This window comes from Saprospiraceae bacterium (genome assembly GCA_026129545.1).
Lineage (GTDB): Bacteria > Bacteroidota > Bacteroidia > Chitinophagales > Saprospiraceae > M3007.
This window is the reverse complement of the sequence record JAHCHX010000002.1, coordinates 743,412-760,499: the sequence shown is the minus strand read 5'-3', so window position 1 is coordinate 760,499 and position 17,088 is coordinate 743,412. Positions and strand designations below refer to the sequence as shown.

Below are 17,088 nucleotides of genomic sequence, written 5' to 3'. Positions count from 1 at the left end.
TAACGGCGCGAAGTATAAGAAGGCTCAACTCCTCGCTTTCTTGAATTGCCCCCTAATTCTTCTCCTGCTTTTTCTTCTCTTTGTCTTTATCGCTGTCATCCGGCTTGTCAGGCTTGTGGCCGAACAGCCGTTTGAAAATACCGCCTTTTTTCTCCTCTTCTTCTTTGTTGGCGGGCGGCATATCTTCTCCGCCACCCTCGCCTCCCGGCAGGGGCAAAGGTTTGTCTGTCCGTTCGTCAATGGGCGTGGTGTAGTAGGCGACAATTTGCTCCCGGAGCGTGGAGTCCCCCTGTTCGTTGAGCAACATATCCAACGAATCGGGTGCGATGCTTATCCAAGGGTGGCAATTCAAGGCGGTCAAAACTTCGGGCTTGGGCGTGGGGAATTTTTCATTGAGCATGCCGCCCAATTTTTTATCGTTGGCCACCTTGTGCCAAAACCACGCGACAATGGGCAGCGCCATCGAAGCGCCCTGCCCGAGGCTCATGGAACGGAATCGTACGGCAGGGCTTGCCGCGCCCACCCAAGCGCCCGTGACAAGTTGCGGGTTGTAGCAAATAAACCAGCCATCGGCTTGGTTCTGCGTCGTGCCCGTTTTTCCCGCAAAATCACCTCGAACGCCGAAGCCATATCGCAAGCGGGCGCCTGTGCCATAATCCACCACGTTCTGCAACATTTTGGTCATCGTGGCAGCCTGATTGGTGGAGAGTGCCTCCACGAAAGGGCCAAGCTTGGGGTTTTGGGTCAGTTCTTCCTTGTAATCGTACACCACTTCACCGTCGCGGCTGAGCACTTTGAGCACGGTGACCGGCTCTGGGCGCACGCCTTGGTTGGCCATTGTGCCATACACTTTTATCATGTCGTAAAGACTGATGTCGGCAGCGCCGAGGCTGATGCCGAACTCGCGGCGAAGTTTGGCCGTGACACCCATTTTTGCCGCCAAATCAATAGTGGACTGAATGCCTACCTTTTCTATAAGCTGCGCGGCCACCACATTCACCGAGCGAGTGAGCGCTCCTGACAAAGAATAATACCCCCCATAGCGTTCGTCGGCGTTGTGCGGCTCCCAATCCACGATTTTCGTGATTTCGTTGGGCAGGTAGAAGCAGGGTGAAATGTTTGATTGCAAAGCAGCCGCATACACGATTGGCTTGAACGTGGAGCCAACCTGCCGTTGCGTCTTGATATGGTCGAGCTTGAAGTATTTGAAATTGGTGCCGCCCACCCATGCGCGCACATAGCCGTTGCGATGGTCCATCGCCATGAAGCCGCAATTGAGCAAACAGAAATAGTAGCGCACCGAATCGAGCGGGGAAAGGGTGGTGTCCACCTCGGAGCCGCCGTTTTTCCAAGCGAAAATTGTCATTTTCACGGGCTTCTCGAATTCTTCCAATGCTTGCCCTTCGTTCAGCCCAGCTTCTTTGTACGATTCCCAACGATTGCTGCGCCTCACCCAATCGAGCACCCACTTGTCGTCGCCCCAAGGTTTTTCTTTTTTGTAGTTCTTCCAATGTTGGTCGAATTGTTTTTGCAGCTCTTGCATGTGCTTTTCCACTGCCTCCTCAGCGTATTGCTGCATTTTTGAGTGCAGGGTGGTGTATATCTTGAGGCCGTCGGTGTAGAGGTTGTATTTCTCCCCGTCCTTTTTTCGATACTTTTCCAACAGTTTCGGCATCACGTCGGTGCGCAGGTGCTCGCGGAAATAGGTGCCCGTGCCAGCATTGTTGCTATCCACGTTGTAGCGACGAGCGCCGACGGGCTTTTGGCTCAGGGTGTCGTATTCCGCTTGGGTGAGGTCGCCGTTTTTCACCATTTGCATCAGCACCACGTTGCGGCGTTTCTTGGCGTTTTCGGGGTTTCGCACGGGGTTGTAGTAAGTAGTGGCCTTCAACATCCCGACCAGCGTGGCTGCTTGGTCCACCGTGAGGTCTTTGGGTTTTTTATCAAAATACTGCCGCGAAGCCACGTTGATGCCAAACACATCGCCCCCGAAGGGCACGGTGTTGAGGTAAAAGCTCAACAGCTCTTGTTTGGTATAGACTTTTTCGAGGCGGATGGAGATAAAGTTCTCTCGAATTTTGCTGACGATAAGGCCCAGCCCGGGAATCTTGTATTTTTTGCGGGGGTAAAGATTTTTGGCCAACTGCTGACCCAACGTGGAGCCTCCACCCAGCCCTTCGCCGGAGAGCAGGCCATAGCCCACGCGCAGCCAGCTTTGAAGGTCCACGCCGCTGTGTTCCAGAAATCGCCTGTCCTCGGTGGCGATGAGCGCGTTCACGATGAAGGGCGACACATTGTCGAGCGTGACAGCCGTGCGGTTTTCGATAAAAAATTTGCCAATCAACATGCTGTCGGCAGTATAAATCTCTGTGGAGTTGGCCGTCTCTATGCTTTTGAGTTCAGTAGTGGTGGGCAGTTTGCCAAAAAAACCGACCCATACGCCTAACACGAGAAAAAGCAGCAGGTAAATTGCCCACTTGACCAACCATCCTGCCCAGCCCAAAGTGCCTGCCACGAAAGGATGGCGCTGCCTGAAACCCGCCCATGCGGTGCGAGCTGGAGCAGTCCAACGCGACCAAGCATCGGTGGCTGGCGCCAAAAACGCCCGAACCGGAGCCGTTAGCTGCGACCAAGCGGCCCGTGCAGGGGCTGTTTTTTCAGCCAGCCACCGACGGGCGGTCTGGAGACTATTATTTTGAGACTTCAAATTGTTGTCGCTCATAGACGGGGGAAACGTTTTCGAGTCGCTTCCAAGCAGTGTTTGGGAGCGCGAAGGTAGGAAACTTTGTGGTCTTCTAACGCGCCAATTGTTCGCTCGTCATACCGAACCTGCGTTCGCGGCGCTGGTAGCTCAAAATAGCCTCAAACAGCTCTTTCCGACCAAAATCCGGCCAAAAAACAGGGGTGAAGTACAGCTCGGCATAAGCGATTTGCCAGAGCAAAAAGTTGGAGATGCGGGTCTCGCCGCTGGTGCGGATGAGCAGTTCGGGGTCGGGGATGCCACGAGTGCTCAACGAATTTTCGAACATGTTTTCATCAATTTCCGACGGTTCTATTTGCCCCGCCTTGGCTTGTTCGGCCAATTGGCGGGCGGCGCGAAGGATTTCCCACTTGGCGGAGTAGTTGAGTGCCAGCACCAGCGTGATGCGCTGGTTGTTTTTGGTCTGTTCGATGCCTTCGACGAGGGCTTTGTAGCTCGATTTGGGCAACGCCTCGATGTCGCCGATGGCCGTGAGCCGCACCCCGTTTTTGTTCAAGTCCCGAATCTCTCCTTTGATGGTCTCTACCAGAAGGCTCATCAGTGCCGTCACTTCGGCGGGTGGGCGGTTCCAGTTTTCGGTGCTGAAAGCATAGAGCGTCAGAAAGCCCACGCCGATTTCGGCGGCGGCTTCCGTCACTTCGCGCACGCTTTGCACCCCGCTTCGGTGCCCCAGCACGCGCGGCATTCCTTTTTGTTTGGCCCAGCGGCCATTGCCGTCCATGATGATAGCGATATGACGGGGTACCTTGTCGGGGATGATGAGCGATTTCAGGTCGGACATATTTCTATGAAAAGGTTGGAGGATTGACGGGTTTGCAGGTCTTGTTTAGCGGAACCCCTTTGCTTCGGGTTTCAGCCGACATTCGTAGAACCCTCAAAGGTATTTCAAAATGCTGTTTTTTCAGGTTTCAACATGATGTGACGGCGCTTTGCAAGATTTTTTTCCCGTCATTTCATTTTCAAATTTCAAAAAATGCGAACCTTCGCCGGAAGGGCAGGGTGGGGCACGCTTGTTTCGGCATCGAGCCTTGGGAAAACACGGCACGCGCTTCATCCATTTGCCTTAACGCACAAACCTGACAACCCGCCGCGCATGGAGTGGTCACGCCATGCGCGAAACCCGTAAAAAAAGTTATGCACAAAGAAGCCCGCCACCGCTACAACGCGACATTCACCCCCGAAAAATACCAAGCATTTCTCGACACCGTGAACACGGCCTACGGGGAAGCCTGCACGTTCCGCGTGTCGGAGACACCGATTTTTGTGCCCAAATCACTAAAAGCCCAGCTGTTGAAAGGGGTGGAAGATATTTGTGCGGTCATCACGCAGCCAGATTTCGTGCAGCGCAGCGAGGCCGCGCTGCCCGCTCACCTGAGGGTGCCGGGCGAGGATGCGCACACGATGTTTTTGCAACTCGATTTTGGCGTGTGCCGCGACGCGGACGGGCATTTCACGCCACAACTCATCGAGATGCAGGGGTTTCCCTCGCTCTACTTTTTCCAGCACCTGTTGGCCGAGTCGTACCGCAAGCATTTTGAGATTCCGGCGACGTTCCACCATTTGTTCGGCGGCCTCGACGAGCATGGCTACATCGAGCTGCTCCGGCAGGTCATCGTGGGCAATTCCAAGCCGGAGAACGTCATTTTGCTAGAAGTGGAACCCGAAAAGCAAAACACCCGAATTGATTTTTGGGGAAGCCAAAAATATCTCGGCATCAAGGTACTGTGCCTTTCCAAACTCAAGCGCGAAGGCCGCGACCTCTACTATCTCGACGACAACGGGCGGCGCGTGGGCGTGGAGCGCATCTACAATCGCATCATTTTTGACGAACTGGAAAAACGCGCCGACCTGCCCCGCGAATGGGACCTGACCTCAGAGGTGAACGCGGAATGGGTCGGCCATCCCAACTGGTTCTTCCGCATCTCAAAACACACCTTGCCATTTCTTCAAAGCGATTTTGTGCCGAAAACGCTTTTTGTCAACGAATTGAAAGAAATTCCGAGCGACCTCGAAAATTGGGTGTTGAAGCCACTCTTTTCCTTTTCCGGGCAAGGCGTGAAAATCAACATCAACCGTGCCGATGTGGAAAATGTGGACAATCCCGCCAATTTCATCCTCCAACGCAAGGTCGAATATGTGGCGGGGGTGGAAACCCTCAATCCCGCCGAGCCTTCCAAGTGTGAAATCCGCATGATGATCGTTTGGGATAAAAACTGGGACAAACCCCGACTGGTCAACAACCTCGTTCGCATGAGCAAAGGCGAGATGGTGGGTGTGCGCTACAACCAAGGCAAAGATTGGGTAGGCGCAAGCGTTGGCTTTTTTGAACCTTGATGCCCCATGCTTTTCTACGCGCCAAAAATCGAACATGGCTTCGCGCACCTCGACGAGGAAGAAAGCCGACACTTGCTCACCGTGCTGCGCCGCAAGCCGGGCGACCGACTGCAACTGACCGATGGCAAGGGCTTTTTCCACGAGGCCGAACTAACCGAAGTGGGCAAACGCCATGCCCTCGCCCATATCCTCTCCTCCACAGCAACCCCGCCCGAGCATTCCACGCATCTGCACATCGCCATAGCTCCCACCAAGCAAATGGAGCGTTTCGAGTGGTTTTTGGAAAAAGCCACCGAAATCGGCGTGGGCGAAATCACCCCCTTGCTCTGCCAACGCTCCGAACGCGACACTATCCGAATGGACAGGCTGGAAAAAATCCTTGTGTCCGCCATGAAACAGTCGCTTCGCGCCCGACTGCCAAAACTGAATGAACTCACTCGTTTTCAAACATTTGCCCTTAACGCCTCGGCATCGCAAAAGCGCATTGCTTGGTGCGCCTCCGCGCCTTTGCCACACCTAAAATCAACCCTCTCGCCGACGCAAAGCGCCGTGGTCGCCATCGGCCCCGAAGGGGATTTTTCGCCAGCCGAAATTGAGTGGGCGCTTCAGCAGGGCTTTCAGGAAGTCAGCCTCGGCACCGCCCGCTTGCGCACGGAGACGGCTGGCATATTGGCAGTGAGCGTGTTTATACCTTGATTCGCTAGGATTTGTTAGATGAACATGATTGATATTCTTGATTTTGAACAGATTGCGATTGCAGCCATGCCCAAAACCTAACGGCGCGAAGTATAACTTGCTGTAAACGCATCCGCTAAATTGGGTTGACTTAACCACATTGAGACTGTTTGGAAAAACGTGCCGCCTCGACGGACGGGAGTTTACTTTTTAAAAACAACGCCCCACTCCAGAAAAATCAAACCCGCCAACACAATCAGTTCAAGCACAAAATAGGTGCTTCCCCACAAGGGCAAGTCAAGGTCGGCCCCAAACACCAGCCAGAGGGTCAGAAGACCGTACAGCGTGTTAGCCAGCGCTATCCCGGCCAAGTATGGCCGCCACCGAACGGGGGCCAAAAAATAACAGGCAAGCGAGTACGCCGCAAAAACGCAGGCCACGCCTGCCAAAGGAAAAAGGATGCCCAGCGGCACCCCAAAAGTGTCTGGGAAACGAGGGAGGAGGATGCCCAAGCAGGTCGCAGAGAGCATGGCCCCCAAGCCGTCCAAGAGGAAAATCTTGTGTGGTGTTGCCAGAAATGACGTGATGATGGAGGCCATGCTGTTTGATTCTTTTTGCTTATAGGCTCAAAAGTACGCCCGATACATCAGGTTCGGGAAAAAACCGAACTGCGTCATGTGGCCGATGTTGCCCGGCTCGCTCGCGTCGTAGAACTCCATAATCCGGCCCTTGTGGTTGGTGATATTGTCGAGGTTGAGAAAAATCTCGTGCGTGGCCCGGTGCTTGTTCCATTTGTAGCTCGCCGACAGCAGCACCTGATAGGGCGTGTCGAGACCGGTCTCGTAGGCTTTGTCGTAGTCCCAGTAGCGGTTGGCAGCGGGGTCGGCGGCGAGATTGCCCTGTGCGTCGCGCAGCAGCGGGATGATGCGACGGGCGCCGCCGACAAAGACTTTGGCGTTCAGGCCGAGCGTCTGGTTTTTGCGCTTGCCCAACCCGGGGAACTCCTTGCCGCAGAGGAAGTTGACCATGTAGTTGCCGTTGAACGGCGTGTTGCGCTCACGACCGTCGAGGGGGGTGTATTTGGATTCAAACAACGAGGCGTTCAGCAGGAAGTAGTAGTGGCGGCTGAAAAACTTTTCGAGCGTCAGTTCCACGCCGTAGTTGCGCCCCTTGCCTTCGTTCACCAAATCCACATAGCGGAAGTCCAGCCCTTCCACGATGGTGGCGAAATAACTGGTGTCCACGTTCTCGACGGGCAGGTTGTAGAGGCGTTGGTAGTAGAATTCGAGTTTGGCCCGCATATCCTTGCCGATGCGCCGCTCGAAACCGAGCAGGTAATGGTCGGCTTTCAGCAGGTCGAGGTCGCGGTTTGGCTCGGCGACGCTGCCATCGGGCTGCTCCACTTTGGCAAAATAGTGGTGGATGCTCTCCATGGTGCTGTGCTTGCCGTAGCCGAGGCGGACGGCCCAAGCCGGCGCGGGGAGGTATTCGAGCGCGAGCCGCGGCTCGAGGGTGCTCTTTTGGTTGAGCAGCACGTTCATGTTGTGCAGGCCCGCCACGAAGGAGAGTTTTTCGGTGGGCCGGTATTTCCAGGTGGCGAAGTTGCGCACCGTGCCAACTTTTTCGGCAAAATCGAGCAACACAAACCGCTCGTTTTCGGCGCCCCGCAGTTGGCTCTGCGCGAAACGGTAGTCGAACAGGGTGTACTTGGAGCCGATTTGGACCTTGTGCCGGGCGTTGAATTTGTGGTGGAGCGTGGCCGATGCACGCCAGACGGGTTTTTGCAGAGTACCCTGAAAATTCAGCCGTTTGCTGATGACCGAGTCGCGCAGAAACACGCCCTTGTCGTCGTACAATTTTACGATGCCCGCCTCGAAAATGTCGTCTTCGATGCCCTCGTTCGAGTAGGTGAGGGCGGTGTTGAGCATGGTCTTTTCGCCAAAATTGACGGCGTGTTTGATGCCCGTGTTGAACAGGTGCGCTTTTTTGTCAAAATCGTTTCGGATTTCGGCTCGGGAGGCGTTCGTGCCCGGAATCACCCAGATGGCCGGGGTCACGTCCTCAAAACGGAAGGTGCTCAAGCCCCCCAGCCCGTACACCGAAAAAACGCCCATGTGGCGGGTGGGGAGCACGAGTTTGAAGGTCATGTCTTGAAATTTGAGCACCCCGCCGATGTCGCCGAGCAGCCCCAATTGGCTGAGCAACCCCGCCGTGGAGTAGCGGTAGTTGACTAAAAAAGAGCCGCCGTAATCTTTTTTGAACGGGCCTTCGAGGGTGGCTTCCATGCCCAGCAGCCCCAGTCCGACGACCGACTCGAACCGCTCGTTGTTGCCCGCGCGCAACCGCACATCGTACACCCCAGAGAGCACGTCGCCAAACTCGGGTGCGAAGGCCCCGGTGAGGAAGTCGGAGGCCGCGAGCAGGTTGTTGTTCAGGATGCTGACCGAGCCGCCCACGGCGCTTTGGTCGCCAAAATGGTTGGGATTGGTGATTTGTTCGCCTTCGAGTCGCCATTGGACGTACTTGGGCGAGTTGCCGCGCACGATGATATCGTTGGAGCCGTCCTGCGTGCTGGTGATGCCTGCGAAGTTGGCGAGGATGCGCGAGGGGTCGTTGAAGCCGCCGGCGTAGCGGTTGGTTTCCTCCGGCGAGATGGCGCGGGCGCCGAGCAGCGCCATCTCGTTGAGGGCTTCGCCCTTGTTGCGGCCGGCCGTGACGGTGGCCGTCGCGAGCGTGTGGGCCGATTCGCGCAGCTCGAGCGCCAGCACGACCTCTTTGCCGGAGTTGACCACGATGTTCGGGATGGCAAGCGCATCGTAACCGAGGTAGGTCACGCGCAGCGAGACCCTGCCGACCGGCACTTTTTCGAGCCGGAAACGACCTTGCGCGTCAGTGACGCCACCGATGACGTTGCCGTGCTCCCCGTTTGGGGCAGCATCGGCGTGCAGGGACACGGTAGCCCCGACCAATGGCAGCCCGCTGTCGGCATCCTGCACGGTGCCTCGGACGGTTTGGGTGGGGATTTGACCAAAAAGTTGGAAACTGAAAAAGACGACAAGCCAGGCCGTCAGACCGAGTTTTTGCTTCATAAGACGTTGCTTTTAAAATTTGAAGCAAAGGTCAGGGCGAGCGTGGCTGCGGTTCATTGACTTTGGGTAAGAAGTGGTTTTGAAAGCGATGATTGGCCGAAATTTATTTGCCCATTATTCGCTTCCGAATCCGGCTCAGCGAATCCGGCGTGATGCCGAGGTAGCTCGCCAGTTGGTATTGCGGTGCGCTGCCGTGTTCGAGGCCAACGGGTCAATCAGTACCGCCGCCACCGCCGGCTCGGCGAAACAGCGCCGAAGCGCCGACCGCATCATGTCGGAACCGCAGCCTTTCCTGGTATCTTCCGCTTCGCCAATCCAAATGTCAATGGCCCGCAGATTGTCGGGCACATCGCCCCAATAGTGCGTTTCTTCCCGCACCGGGTCAATGATTTGCGCAAAGCCGATGGGCCGCCCGGCCAATTCAGCGATAAGTTGTTCGCGCCAATCGGGGGCGCGGAGCAGTTCGGTTTCTCATTCCCAGTCGTCGTTCGGGTCGGATTCTACGAGGTGCGGCTGCTCGTCCCAGTGTTTGAGCAAGGCGAGGTCGGCGATGGTGGCGGGGCGGAGATGGAGCATTTTGGTCAAAAAATTTATGTAAACAAAGAGGCCCCAGATGGGGAAGTGCATCAAAAACCAGCGTCCAGCATGGCGTTGTGCTGCAAATTAAAATCAAATCAAGGTCTGTACGGGAAAAATTGGTAAGTCGTCGGGCAGTATCGGTACCGCTACCGGGTCGGGGCGCCCCCACCTTTGTGTCATCAAATCGAACAAGCATTTTCACATTCTTAAAAAGAAAAAACGATGACACAGTTTACTGTCCCCACCCGCGACCAAGTTTCTGAAAACAACCAAACGCTTTTTGACAACCTGCAAAAAGGCCTCGGTTTTGTGCCGAATCTATACGCCTATTTTTCCAAAAGCGACACCGCGCTGGGCGATTATCTCGCGCTGCAAAATCGTAAAAGCACTCTCCGCGCCAAAGAACGCGAGGTCATCAACCTCGTCGTCAGTCAAGTGAACAACTGCCGCTACTGCCAATCGGCGCACACGGTGCTGGGCAAAATGAACGGCTTCACAGACGAACAAATCCTTGAAATCCGCAGCGGTGAGGCTTCTTTCGACCCGAAACTCGACGCGCTCGCCCGTTTTGTCCGTTCGCTCACCCTACGTCGCGGCAAACCCGAAGCCACCGCCACTCAAGCCTTGTTCGCCGCCGGCTACAACGAGGCCAACCTTGTGGACATCATCATTGTTGTAGGCGACAAAATTATCAGCAACTACATCCATGGTGTGACACAGTTCGCTATTGATTTCCCGGTAGCACCTGTTTTGGAAGAGGCTTACGCTGGGTAAGACAAGTTTGTAAGGCGGGCTTACAGGGTTTGCGGATTTTTCATTTCAAATCCTGCAAATCCTGCGAGCCTTGTTTGAATCCCAAATCCTGAGTCCATTCTTCATTTAAATTTTCACTCATGAAATATACACTTTTGCTTGCCATAGTTCTCTTTTTTATAGTTGGCGTTTTTGCCCAAACCGAAACCAAATCTGTGCACGCCACCAAAGCCGGGGCTATCAAAGGCTACGACCCGGTGGCCTATTTCACCCAAAACAAACCTTTAAAAGGCGCGGTGGACATCACATTCGAGTGGAACGACGCGACTTGGCATTTTGCTTCCGCTGAAAACCGCGACTTGTTCCATCAAAACCCTGAAAAATACGCCCCACAATATGGCGGCTGGTGCGCTTACGGCTGGGCACAGGGTTATCCTGCTAAAACAGAACCCCAGGCGTGGAGCATCGTGGACGGCAAACTCTACCTCAACTACAACCTTTCGGTGCGAGCGGACTGGAACAAAAAACGGGCGGAATACATCCAGACCGCCGACAAAAACTGGGCGAACGCCGTCAAGAAATAAGCACCCGTGTCACGTTTACTAAACTTTTAAAAGTTTAGTAGACGCCATTTAAGTTGATATAAAACATGCATTACGAGTACAAAGAGCCAGCCGTTGGCGGGCAATTTTTGATGGCGGTGGAGCATCCCTCGTTCGAGCGGTATTTTTTTCGCGAACGCGACCAAAAACTACTCGCCATCGTGTGGAACCGGGGCTTGGCGCAGACCATTACGGTGGACGAATCAGCGTATCATTTTCCCGAAAACGCTTTTTTGAGTCTCAATGTGAGCCACTCGTTCCGAATCGAACGCCCGACAGACGCGGTGGTGTGGCAGTTCAACCGCGAGTTTTATTGTATCGTCGACCACGACCAAGAGGTGTCGTGCGCGGGGCTGTTGTTCTACGGCTGGCGCGGTGTGGAGCCGATTTTCCCCGCCGAGGCCGACACGCGGCAGTTCAACTTGTTGACGCAGGTTTTTCGGGAAGAGTTTGAGACACAAGACAATATTCAGGGCGAAATGCTGCGCGTTTTGCTCAAACGCCTCATCATCAAACTCACTCGTTTAGCAAAAAAACAGTTTCTCAACGACGCCGTCAACGAACCTGAATTGGACCTGGCGCGGCAGTTCAATATGCTTGTGGAAAACAACTATAAAAACCTCCACCAAGTGCAGGACTACGCTCGGCTGATGTTCAAATCGCCGAAAACGCTCAGCAACCTCTTTGCCCGCTACGGCCAAAAAAGCCCGCTGCAAATCATCTCCGAACGCATTTTACTGGAAGGCAAACGCCAGTTGATGTACACCAACCGGCCCAACAGCGAAATTGCATTCGACCTCGGCTTTGAAGAACCTGCGCATTTCAGCCGTTTTTTCAAAAAAATGGCGGGCCAAAGTCCCTCGGATTTTAAGAAACAGTTGAAAGCGTGAATCACGGACGGGGGGCTCTCCCCCCACTCTTGGGTTTTTCGTCGTTGCACTCGAACACGATATGCCCAACATACACCTTGCGTACCAATTAGGTCTTGCCAACAGCATGAGGCGGACCCGACGTCCAACAAACGAAACCAGTTTTTGTCGGGTCTCGAGCGCGGTGTTGTTGTAAGGTGGAGACGCCAACGGCGGCAGAAAACGTTGACATTTATCAAGACTCGTGGAAAGAGTGGGGCTGACCTTTGCCCTAGATTTTTCAACCAACTCTTTTCACATCATGAACAAACTATTAAGTCTTGGCCGCTGGCTATTTATTCTTTCTTTTTCGATGTACGTCATGCTGCATTTAGCCCTGCCCGACGTGGGTGTGCAGCAGTTCGTTCCGAAGTTTTTACCCTTTCCCTACTTCTGGAATTACTTTACAGGCGCTTGCATTCTCGCCTTCATCGTGAGCGGCATCATCGGCAAATACGACAAACTCGCCGCTCTGCTCATGGCGCTCTATATTCTCATCGTCATCGTGTTCGTCCACGCTCCCAAAGCCGCCACCGACCAGATGGATATGCTCAACATTTTCCGCAACACGAACATGATTGGCGGCCTGCTGATGTACGCCGCCGCTTTTGCCCGCGACAAGCGACTTGTCGGCTAAATTTTTTCAAATAATTGATAACCAATAACTCATCGCTATTTTCCACACCATGCTCACCACTATTTCTGCAAAAATCACCTTCTCCAACGTGGAGCCTTCGGTGCTCTACAATCTCTACATGAACGCCGAACAACACGCTGCCACCACTGGCGCGCCTGCCGAAATCCGGGAGGAAACTGGCGCGGTGTTTAGCCTCTACGGCGGCTATTGTTTTGGAAAAAACCTGCATCTTGAGCCTAACAGCCTCATCGTGCAAACATGGAAACCCGCCAACTGGCCGGAGTCGCAAAACACCGTTCTGACGCTTCGATTTGAAGCCGAAGGCGGCGACACGCACGTTTATCTCAGTCAGGCCAATCTGCCGTCAGAAGAAGCAGCCTCCATAGAAAAAGGCTGGAGCGAATGGTACTGGGACAAATGGCGGGCGTACTTGGCGAGTCATTGATAACTATATGAGCTGTTTCTTGAAACGGTTGCTAAACCTCCAAAAGTTTAGTAACCGTTTTTTCATTTTTGCGAACACTGATTTTTCAAAACAGAAATGACGGTGGCGCCACGTATTTTTGCTGCCATGTTCCAACGCCTCACCGACTATATCCGCGCCCGTGTGGAAGCCGACGACGCATCGTTGAACTTCGTGCTTTCGCATTTTAAGCCCGCGAAAGCCAAGCGCGGCGAACTCTTGCTTAATTTCGGCGACGTGTGCCGCTACTGCTATTTCACGAACAAAGGCGCGATTCAGATTTTTTATTTGGACAAAAACGGCGATGAAGCCACAAGGGATTTTGTGTTTGAAGGCACATGGGTCACGGAATTGAGCAGTTTTATCCATCAAAAACCCGCCAAAGAAAGTTTCAAGGCGCTCGAGCCCTTGGAGTTGCTCGCCATCAGCCGCGACAATTTTTTCAAACTCGTGGAGGCCGTGCCACAGTTTGCGCATATTTATCAGAAGAATTTGGAACTCTCTTACACCCGCTCGGTGGAGCGCATCGGCAGTTTTGTGAGCATGGACGCGGAGCAGCGCGTCCGGTGGCTCTACGAAAGCCAGCCCCATCTGCTCACCCGCCTTTCCAACAAAGCCGTCGCGTCGTATCTCGGCATTTCGCCGGAGACGCTGAGCCGGATGAAGGCGCGATTGTGAACGCACTTTACTTCTTTTGGCTTGTCTGTTTGCACGAGCAAACTATTTTTGCCTCAATGACCAACGAGCAGTTCAAAGACTTCGCGCCCGGCACCCCGACCGCGCCCGGCATTTACAGATACATGGATGCAGAGGGCGTTATTCTCTATGTGGGCAAGGCGAAAAACCTGCGCAACCGCCTTTCCTCCTATTTCGGCGACAAAAAATACCAACTCGCCAAGACGAAAGTGCTGGTGCGCCACGCCCACCACATCGAGTTCACCATCGTGGAGACGGAGCACGACGCGCTGCTGCTCGAAAACTCGCTCATCAAAAAACACCAGCCACGCTACAACGTGATGCTGAAAGACGAAAAATCGCCCCTGATTTACGTCTGCATCAAAAGCGAACGATTCCCACGCGTGTTCCTGACGCGGAAAGTCATCAAGGACGGCTCCACCTATTTCGGCCCTTACCTGCACAAATTCAATGTGGACCAAATCATCGAGTTGATTCGCAAACTCTTCCAACTCCGCACCTGTACGCTCCATCTTTCTCAGGAAAATATTTCAAAAGGTAAATTCAAACCCTGCCTCGAATATCACATCAAAAACTGCGCGGTGCCCTGCGTGGGTTTGGAAACGGAAGAATCGTACAATCGAAAAATCGAGCAAATCAAAAACATCCTGAAAGGCAATTTCGCCGCCGTGAAGGCACATTTGAAAGAAGAAATGCAGCGGGCGGCGGAAAATCTGCAATAGCCTTTCGCCGGAAATCATCGTGCCGTTCGAGTTGCCGCAAGCCCAACTTTCCGAAAGTTTGCGACTTTCGGAAAGTTCGCCGCAAGTTGTCATCACCGTCCCCAAAATCGGCGACAAGAAAAAACTGCTCGAACTTTCGGAAAAAAACGTGCAGTAGCACCTACTGCAAAAGGAAAAGCAGGAGGCAAGCGCCACCGGCAAACAGACCTCCGCCGAGCGCATCCTGCGCACTTTGCAAGCCGACCTGCACATGGAAGAAGTGCCGCTTTGGATTGAGTGTTTCGACAACTCCAACTTACAGGGAACCAACCCCGTGTCGAGTTGCGTCGTGTTCAAAAACGCCAAACCCGCCAAGCGCGACTACCGCCACTACAACGTGAAATCGGTGGAAGGCCCCAACGACTTCGCCTCGATGGAGGAGGTCGTCTATCGCCGCTACAAACGCCTGCTCGCCGAGGGTCAGGGCTTGCCGCAACTTGTCATTATAGATGGCGGCAAAGGTCAACTCAGCGCGGCCATGAAAAGCCTGCGAGCGCTCGATTTGGAAGGTAAAATGACTGTTGTCGGTATCGCCAAGCGCCTTGAAGAAATCTTCTTCCCCGACGACCCCGTGCCGGCGCTTATCAATAAAAAGTCAGAATCCCTCAAACTCATCCAGCAAGCCCGCAACGAGGCGCACCGATTCGGCATCACTTTCCACCGCAACCAGCGCAGCAAAAATTTTATCAAAACCGAACTGACCGAAATCCCCGGCATCGGCGCGAAAACGGCAGAGAAACTCTTGCAGCATTTCGGCTCGCTGGCGCGGCTACGGGCGGCGGAAATGGCCGAGGTGGAGAAGGTGGTGGGGAAGGCGGCGGCGGGGAAGGTGAAAATACATTTCATTTAATAATGTCACGAGGATGCATTTTCATTTCTTACTTCTTGGATTGAGAGAAAGTGGAGGATACATTTGTTTGAGAAACCGCGATAAACCACCTGCTTCTTAACAAACCTAACCAACTATGCCCAACACCAACGACAGCCGCCCTGGAAGGCCTACCAACCTTGATGTCCCATTCCACATGGCAAAAACCCTGTGGGGTGGGGTTTGGCAAAAGTTCTGCGATGAACGCATGGACAAAATCAAAAACCTGACAAATGGCGCCAAGCTCGAAATGCTCGCGCAAATCGTCGAGATTGGCCTCGAACCAGTAAAAAAACTTAAGCGTGAGATAGAAAGAACGCCCAGCCCAAATACAGTAGCCATGAGCAAAGTCGCTATTTCTGGATTGTGCGACTACCTGCCCGATGAAGAGATGAAACAAAAAATCTTTGCCAGCGTAGAAGACCCCGAAGTGATGAAATTAGACCCATACTTTGGCTGGTATCGCCTTTATTGGCGTGAAAAACGCAACGGAGCATGGAGCGTCCGCAGCAGCAAGATGCAATTGGGGGCAGGTGAAACCAGAGTCGTAGGTGAATTATCACCTGAATTGACAGGTGGGAGAGCGGCGCTAAAAAACATGAACTTATTCTGCGCAGTAGAAGATGAGTACAAGATTAGTCAGTTCATTTTCAACGTGGGCACTGTTGAAGAGAACAATTTGAATTTCATTCCGGGGCTTTGTCTCACTGTCAATGCATCGGCTGTGCCAACAATGGTTGCTGTATTACTTGTTCGCGAAAACCAAGATGGCGACGAGCCTGATGAAGCATTTCTCAACCGTTATTTCGACCGCTACTGTGGCCGAAGCTTGGTACGCGGTATCCCTGTAGACTGGTTTCTCAACGGCTCAAACGAATATCGTATCGGCGGCCTATTTGGAAATTGGTACATCTACTCTGCCAATGTAAACGGAATTATACGGCGCGGCAAGATTTGCATACCCAGCGAGTACAACTTGCGCTACCAAGGGACACGACACGAATTCAAAAAAGGGAGGATAGAAATTTTCAACCACACGTGTGTCGTATTGGATTTCGACAATGACTACAAACATCTCCACTTGATTGGGCGAATTGGCGACGGTTCAGACCTGCAACAGCGGCGTTACATCCCATGCATCTATTCTTCCACAGGCAATGAAGGCCGAACCCTCAAATCAGGTGTCTCGATTATGCGCAAAGAAACTGAAAAGGTCTTCGAAGAAATGACAACAGGAGTGTACACCGCGGACAATTACCCGCAAGAGCTAGAACCAAAAGATTTGAAATTTTTGCTCCGCAAAAAGGGAGGGGAAGAGCATTGAAAAATGTTTGCACAGCGTCGCAATTTTATTACCCCCCCCTCCCAGGGCAAACGCATCAAAATGGCACAAACCTCGGAGAGGTCAAATGTTGGTAGAAACGCCCCATTTCCGCGGTGTTTACGATCCCAGCGGGGTCGAATGTTGGTGACCTGTTTGCTGCGATAGACATTTGACCTCTCCGAGGTCGTGATAATGATCACAAAAACACACCATTTCTACCAACATTTGACCTCTCCGAGGTCGGTTGTGTTTTGATGCGTTTGCCCTGCCCCCCCTCCCAATAAAATTCCCAACACAAGTATTTGCTTTTTGTCAGGATACTTATGGCATTGAAAACCAACAGGGTAGAGCCAAACTATTTCATTTTAATTCTTTCAATTTAATGTGATTTAAACGATCAAAAACCATTAGGAAAACTGAAATCGTGAGTTGATATTTGTTCAACCAAAACGAAAAACAACCCTGTATCATCCACATAAAAAACCTTTCGTTCCCGCGTACAAGACAGGTCAGCCTCCGGGCAAAACAGCAACCAAGTCACTGGATGGCTTGGGCTGCCAGAGACTCGCTTGCCTTTTGGGAAGAGTAACTCGTCAGAAAACTACCCTTTTGAACCGCCCCAAAAAACCATTTTCACC

Annotated in this window: 14 protein-coding genes and 1 pseudogene; 10 read left to right on the top strand and 5 right to left on the bottom strand. The window is 53.2% G+C overall.

The features are described from left to right. Positions 1–52: 52 nt before the first annotated feature. Both KIS77_17555 and KIS77_17550 read right to left on the bottom strand, forming a co-directional pair. Positions 53–2,722, bottom strand: a complete 2,670-nt coding sequence (locus tag KIS77_17555; protein ID MCW5924132.1) for a transglycosylase domain-containing protein — start codon at positions 2,720–2,722, stop codon at positions 53–55. 73 nt (positions 2,723–2,795) lie between these two features. Further along, positions 2,796–3,542, bottom strand: coding sequence for an isoprenyl transferase (locus KIS77_17550; GenBank protein MCW5924131.1), 747 nt, complete (start codon positions 3,540–3,542; stop codon positions 2,796–2,798). Positions 3,543–3,895: 353 nt separating this feature from the next. On the opposite strand from KIS77_17550, the gene KIS77_17545 reads away from it, so the two are divergent. Then, entirely contained in the window at positions 3,896–5,095 is a 1,200-nt protein-coding gene (locus KIS77_17545; protein MCW5924130.1) for a hypothetical protein, read from the top strand. Between the two features lie 6 nt (positions 5,096–5,101). Next, on the top strand, positions 5,102–5,791 hold the full coding sequence (locus KIS77_17540) for a 16S rRNA (uracil(1498)-N(3))-methyltransferase (protein MCW5924129.1): 690 nt from the start codon (positions 5,102–5,104) through the stop codon (positions 5,789–5,791). Between the two features lie 182 nt (positions 5,792–5,973). On the opposite strand, the gene KIS77_17535 is transcribed toward KIS77_17540, so the two are convergent. From KIS77_17535 to KIS77_17525, 3 genes are all read right to left on the bottom strand, one after another. Continuing rightward, positions 5,974–6,369: a hypothetical protein gene (locus KIS77_17535; protein MCW5924128.1), complete on the bottom strand. Its 396-nt coding sequence runs from the start codon at positions 6,367–6,369 to the stop codon at positions 5,974–5,976. A 27-nt stretch (positions 6,370–6,396) separates the two neighbouring features. Continuing rightward, positions 6,397–8,859, bottom strand: coding sequence for a TonB-dependent receptor (locus tag KIS77_17530; protein ID MCW5924127.1), 2,463 nt, complete (start codon positions 8,857–8,859; stop codon positions 6,397–6,399). Between the two features lie 135 nt (positions 8,860–8,994). After that, positions 8,995–9,279: a GNAT family N-acetyltransferase gene (locus KIS77_17525; protein MCW5924126.1), complete on the bottom strand. Its 285-nt coding sequence runs from the start codon at positions 9,277–9,279 to the stop codon at positions 8,995–8,997. Positions 9,280–9,660: 381 nt separating this feature from the next. On the opposite strand from KIS77_17525, the gene KIS77_17520 reads away from it, so the two are divergent. From KIS77_17520 to KIS77_17485, 8 genes and pseudogenes are all read left to right on the top strand, one after another. Further along, on the top strand, positions 9,661–10,212 hold the full coding sequence (locus KIS77_17520) for a carboxymuconolactone decarboxylase family protein (GenBank protein MCW5924125.1): 552 nt from the start codon (positions 9,661–9,663) through the stop codon (positions 10,210–10,212). A gap of 119 nt (positions 10,213–10,331) precedes the next feature. Continuing rightward, positions 10,332–10,775 carry a YHS domain-containing protein gene (locus KIS77_17515; GenBank protein ID MCW5924124.1) on the top strand — a complete coding sequence of 148 codons (444 nt, stop codon included), beginning with the start codon at positions 10,332–10,334 and terminating at the stop codon, positions 10,773–10,775. Positions 10,776–10,840: 65 nt separating this feature from the next. Next, positions 10,841–11,683 (top strand): helix-turn-helix domain-containing protein, encoded by an 843-nt coding sequence (locus tag KIS77_17510; GenBank protein MCW5924123.1) that lies wholly within the window; start codon positions 10,841–10,843, stop codon positions 11,681–11,683. Between the two features lie 280 nt (positions 11,684–11,963). Further along, the gene (locus KIS77_17505) at positions 11,964–12,338 is read left to right on the top strand and encodes a hypothetical protein (GenBank protein ID MCW5924122.1); all 375 of its coding nucleotides are present in this window, start codon (positions 11,964–11,966) and stop codon (positions 12,336–12,338) included. Positions 12,339–12,387: 49 nt separating this feature from the next. Then, positions 12,388–12,783, top strand: coding sequence for an SRPBCC domain-containing protein (locus KIS77_17500; GenBank protein ID MCW5924121.1), 396 nt, complete (start codon positions 12,388–12,390; stop codon positions 12,781–12,783). A gap of 102 nt (positions 12,784–12,885) precedes the next feature. Continuing rightward, complete coding sequence (locus KIS77_17495) at positions 12,886–13,479, top strand: Crp/Fnr family transcriptional regulator (GenBank protein ID MCW5924120.1); 594 nt, start codon at positions 12,886–12,888, stop codon at positions 13,477–13,479. Positions 13,480–13,535: 56 nt separating this feature from the next. Then, positions 13,536–15,108 (top strand): annotated as a pseudogene (locus tag KIS77_17490) (excinuclease ABC subunit UvrC). Between the two features lie 115 nt (positions 15,109–15,223). After that, on the top strand, positions 15,224–16,450 hold the full coding sequence (locus tag KIS77_17485; GenBank protein MCW5924119.1) for a hypothetical protein: 1,227 nt from the start codon (positions 15,224–15,226) through the stop codon (positions 16,448–16,450). Positions 16,451–17,088: the final 638 nt, after the last annotated feature.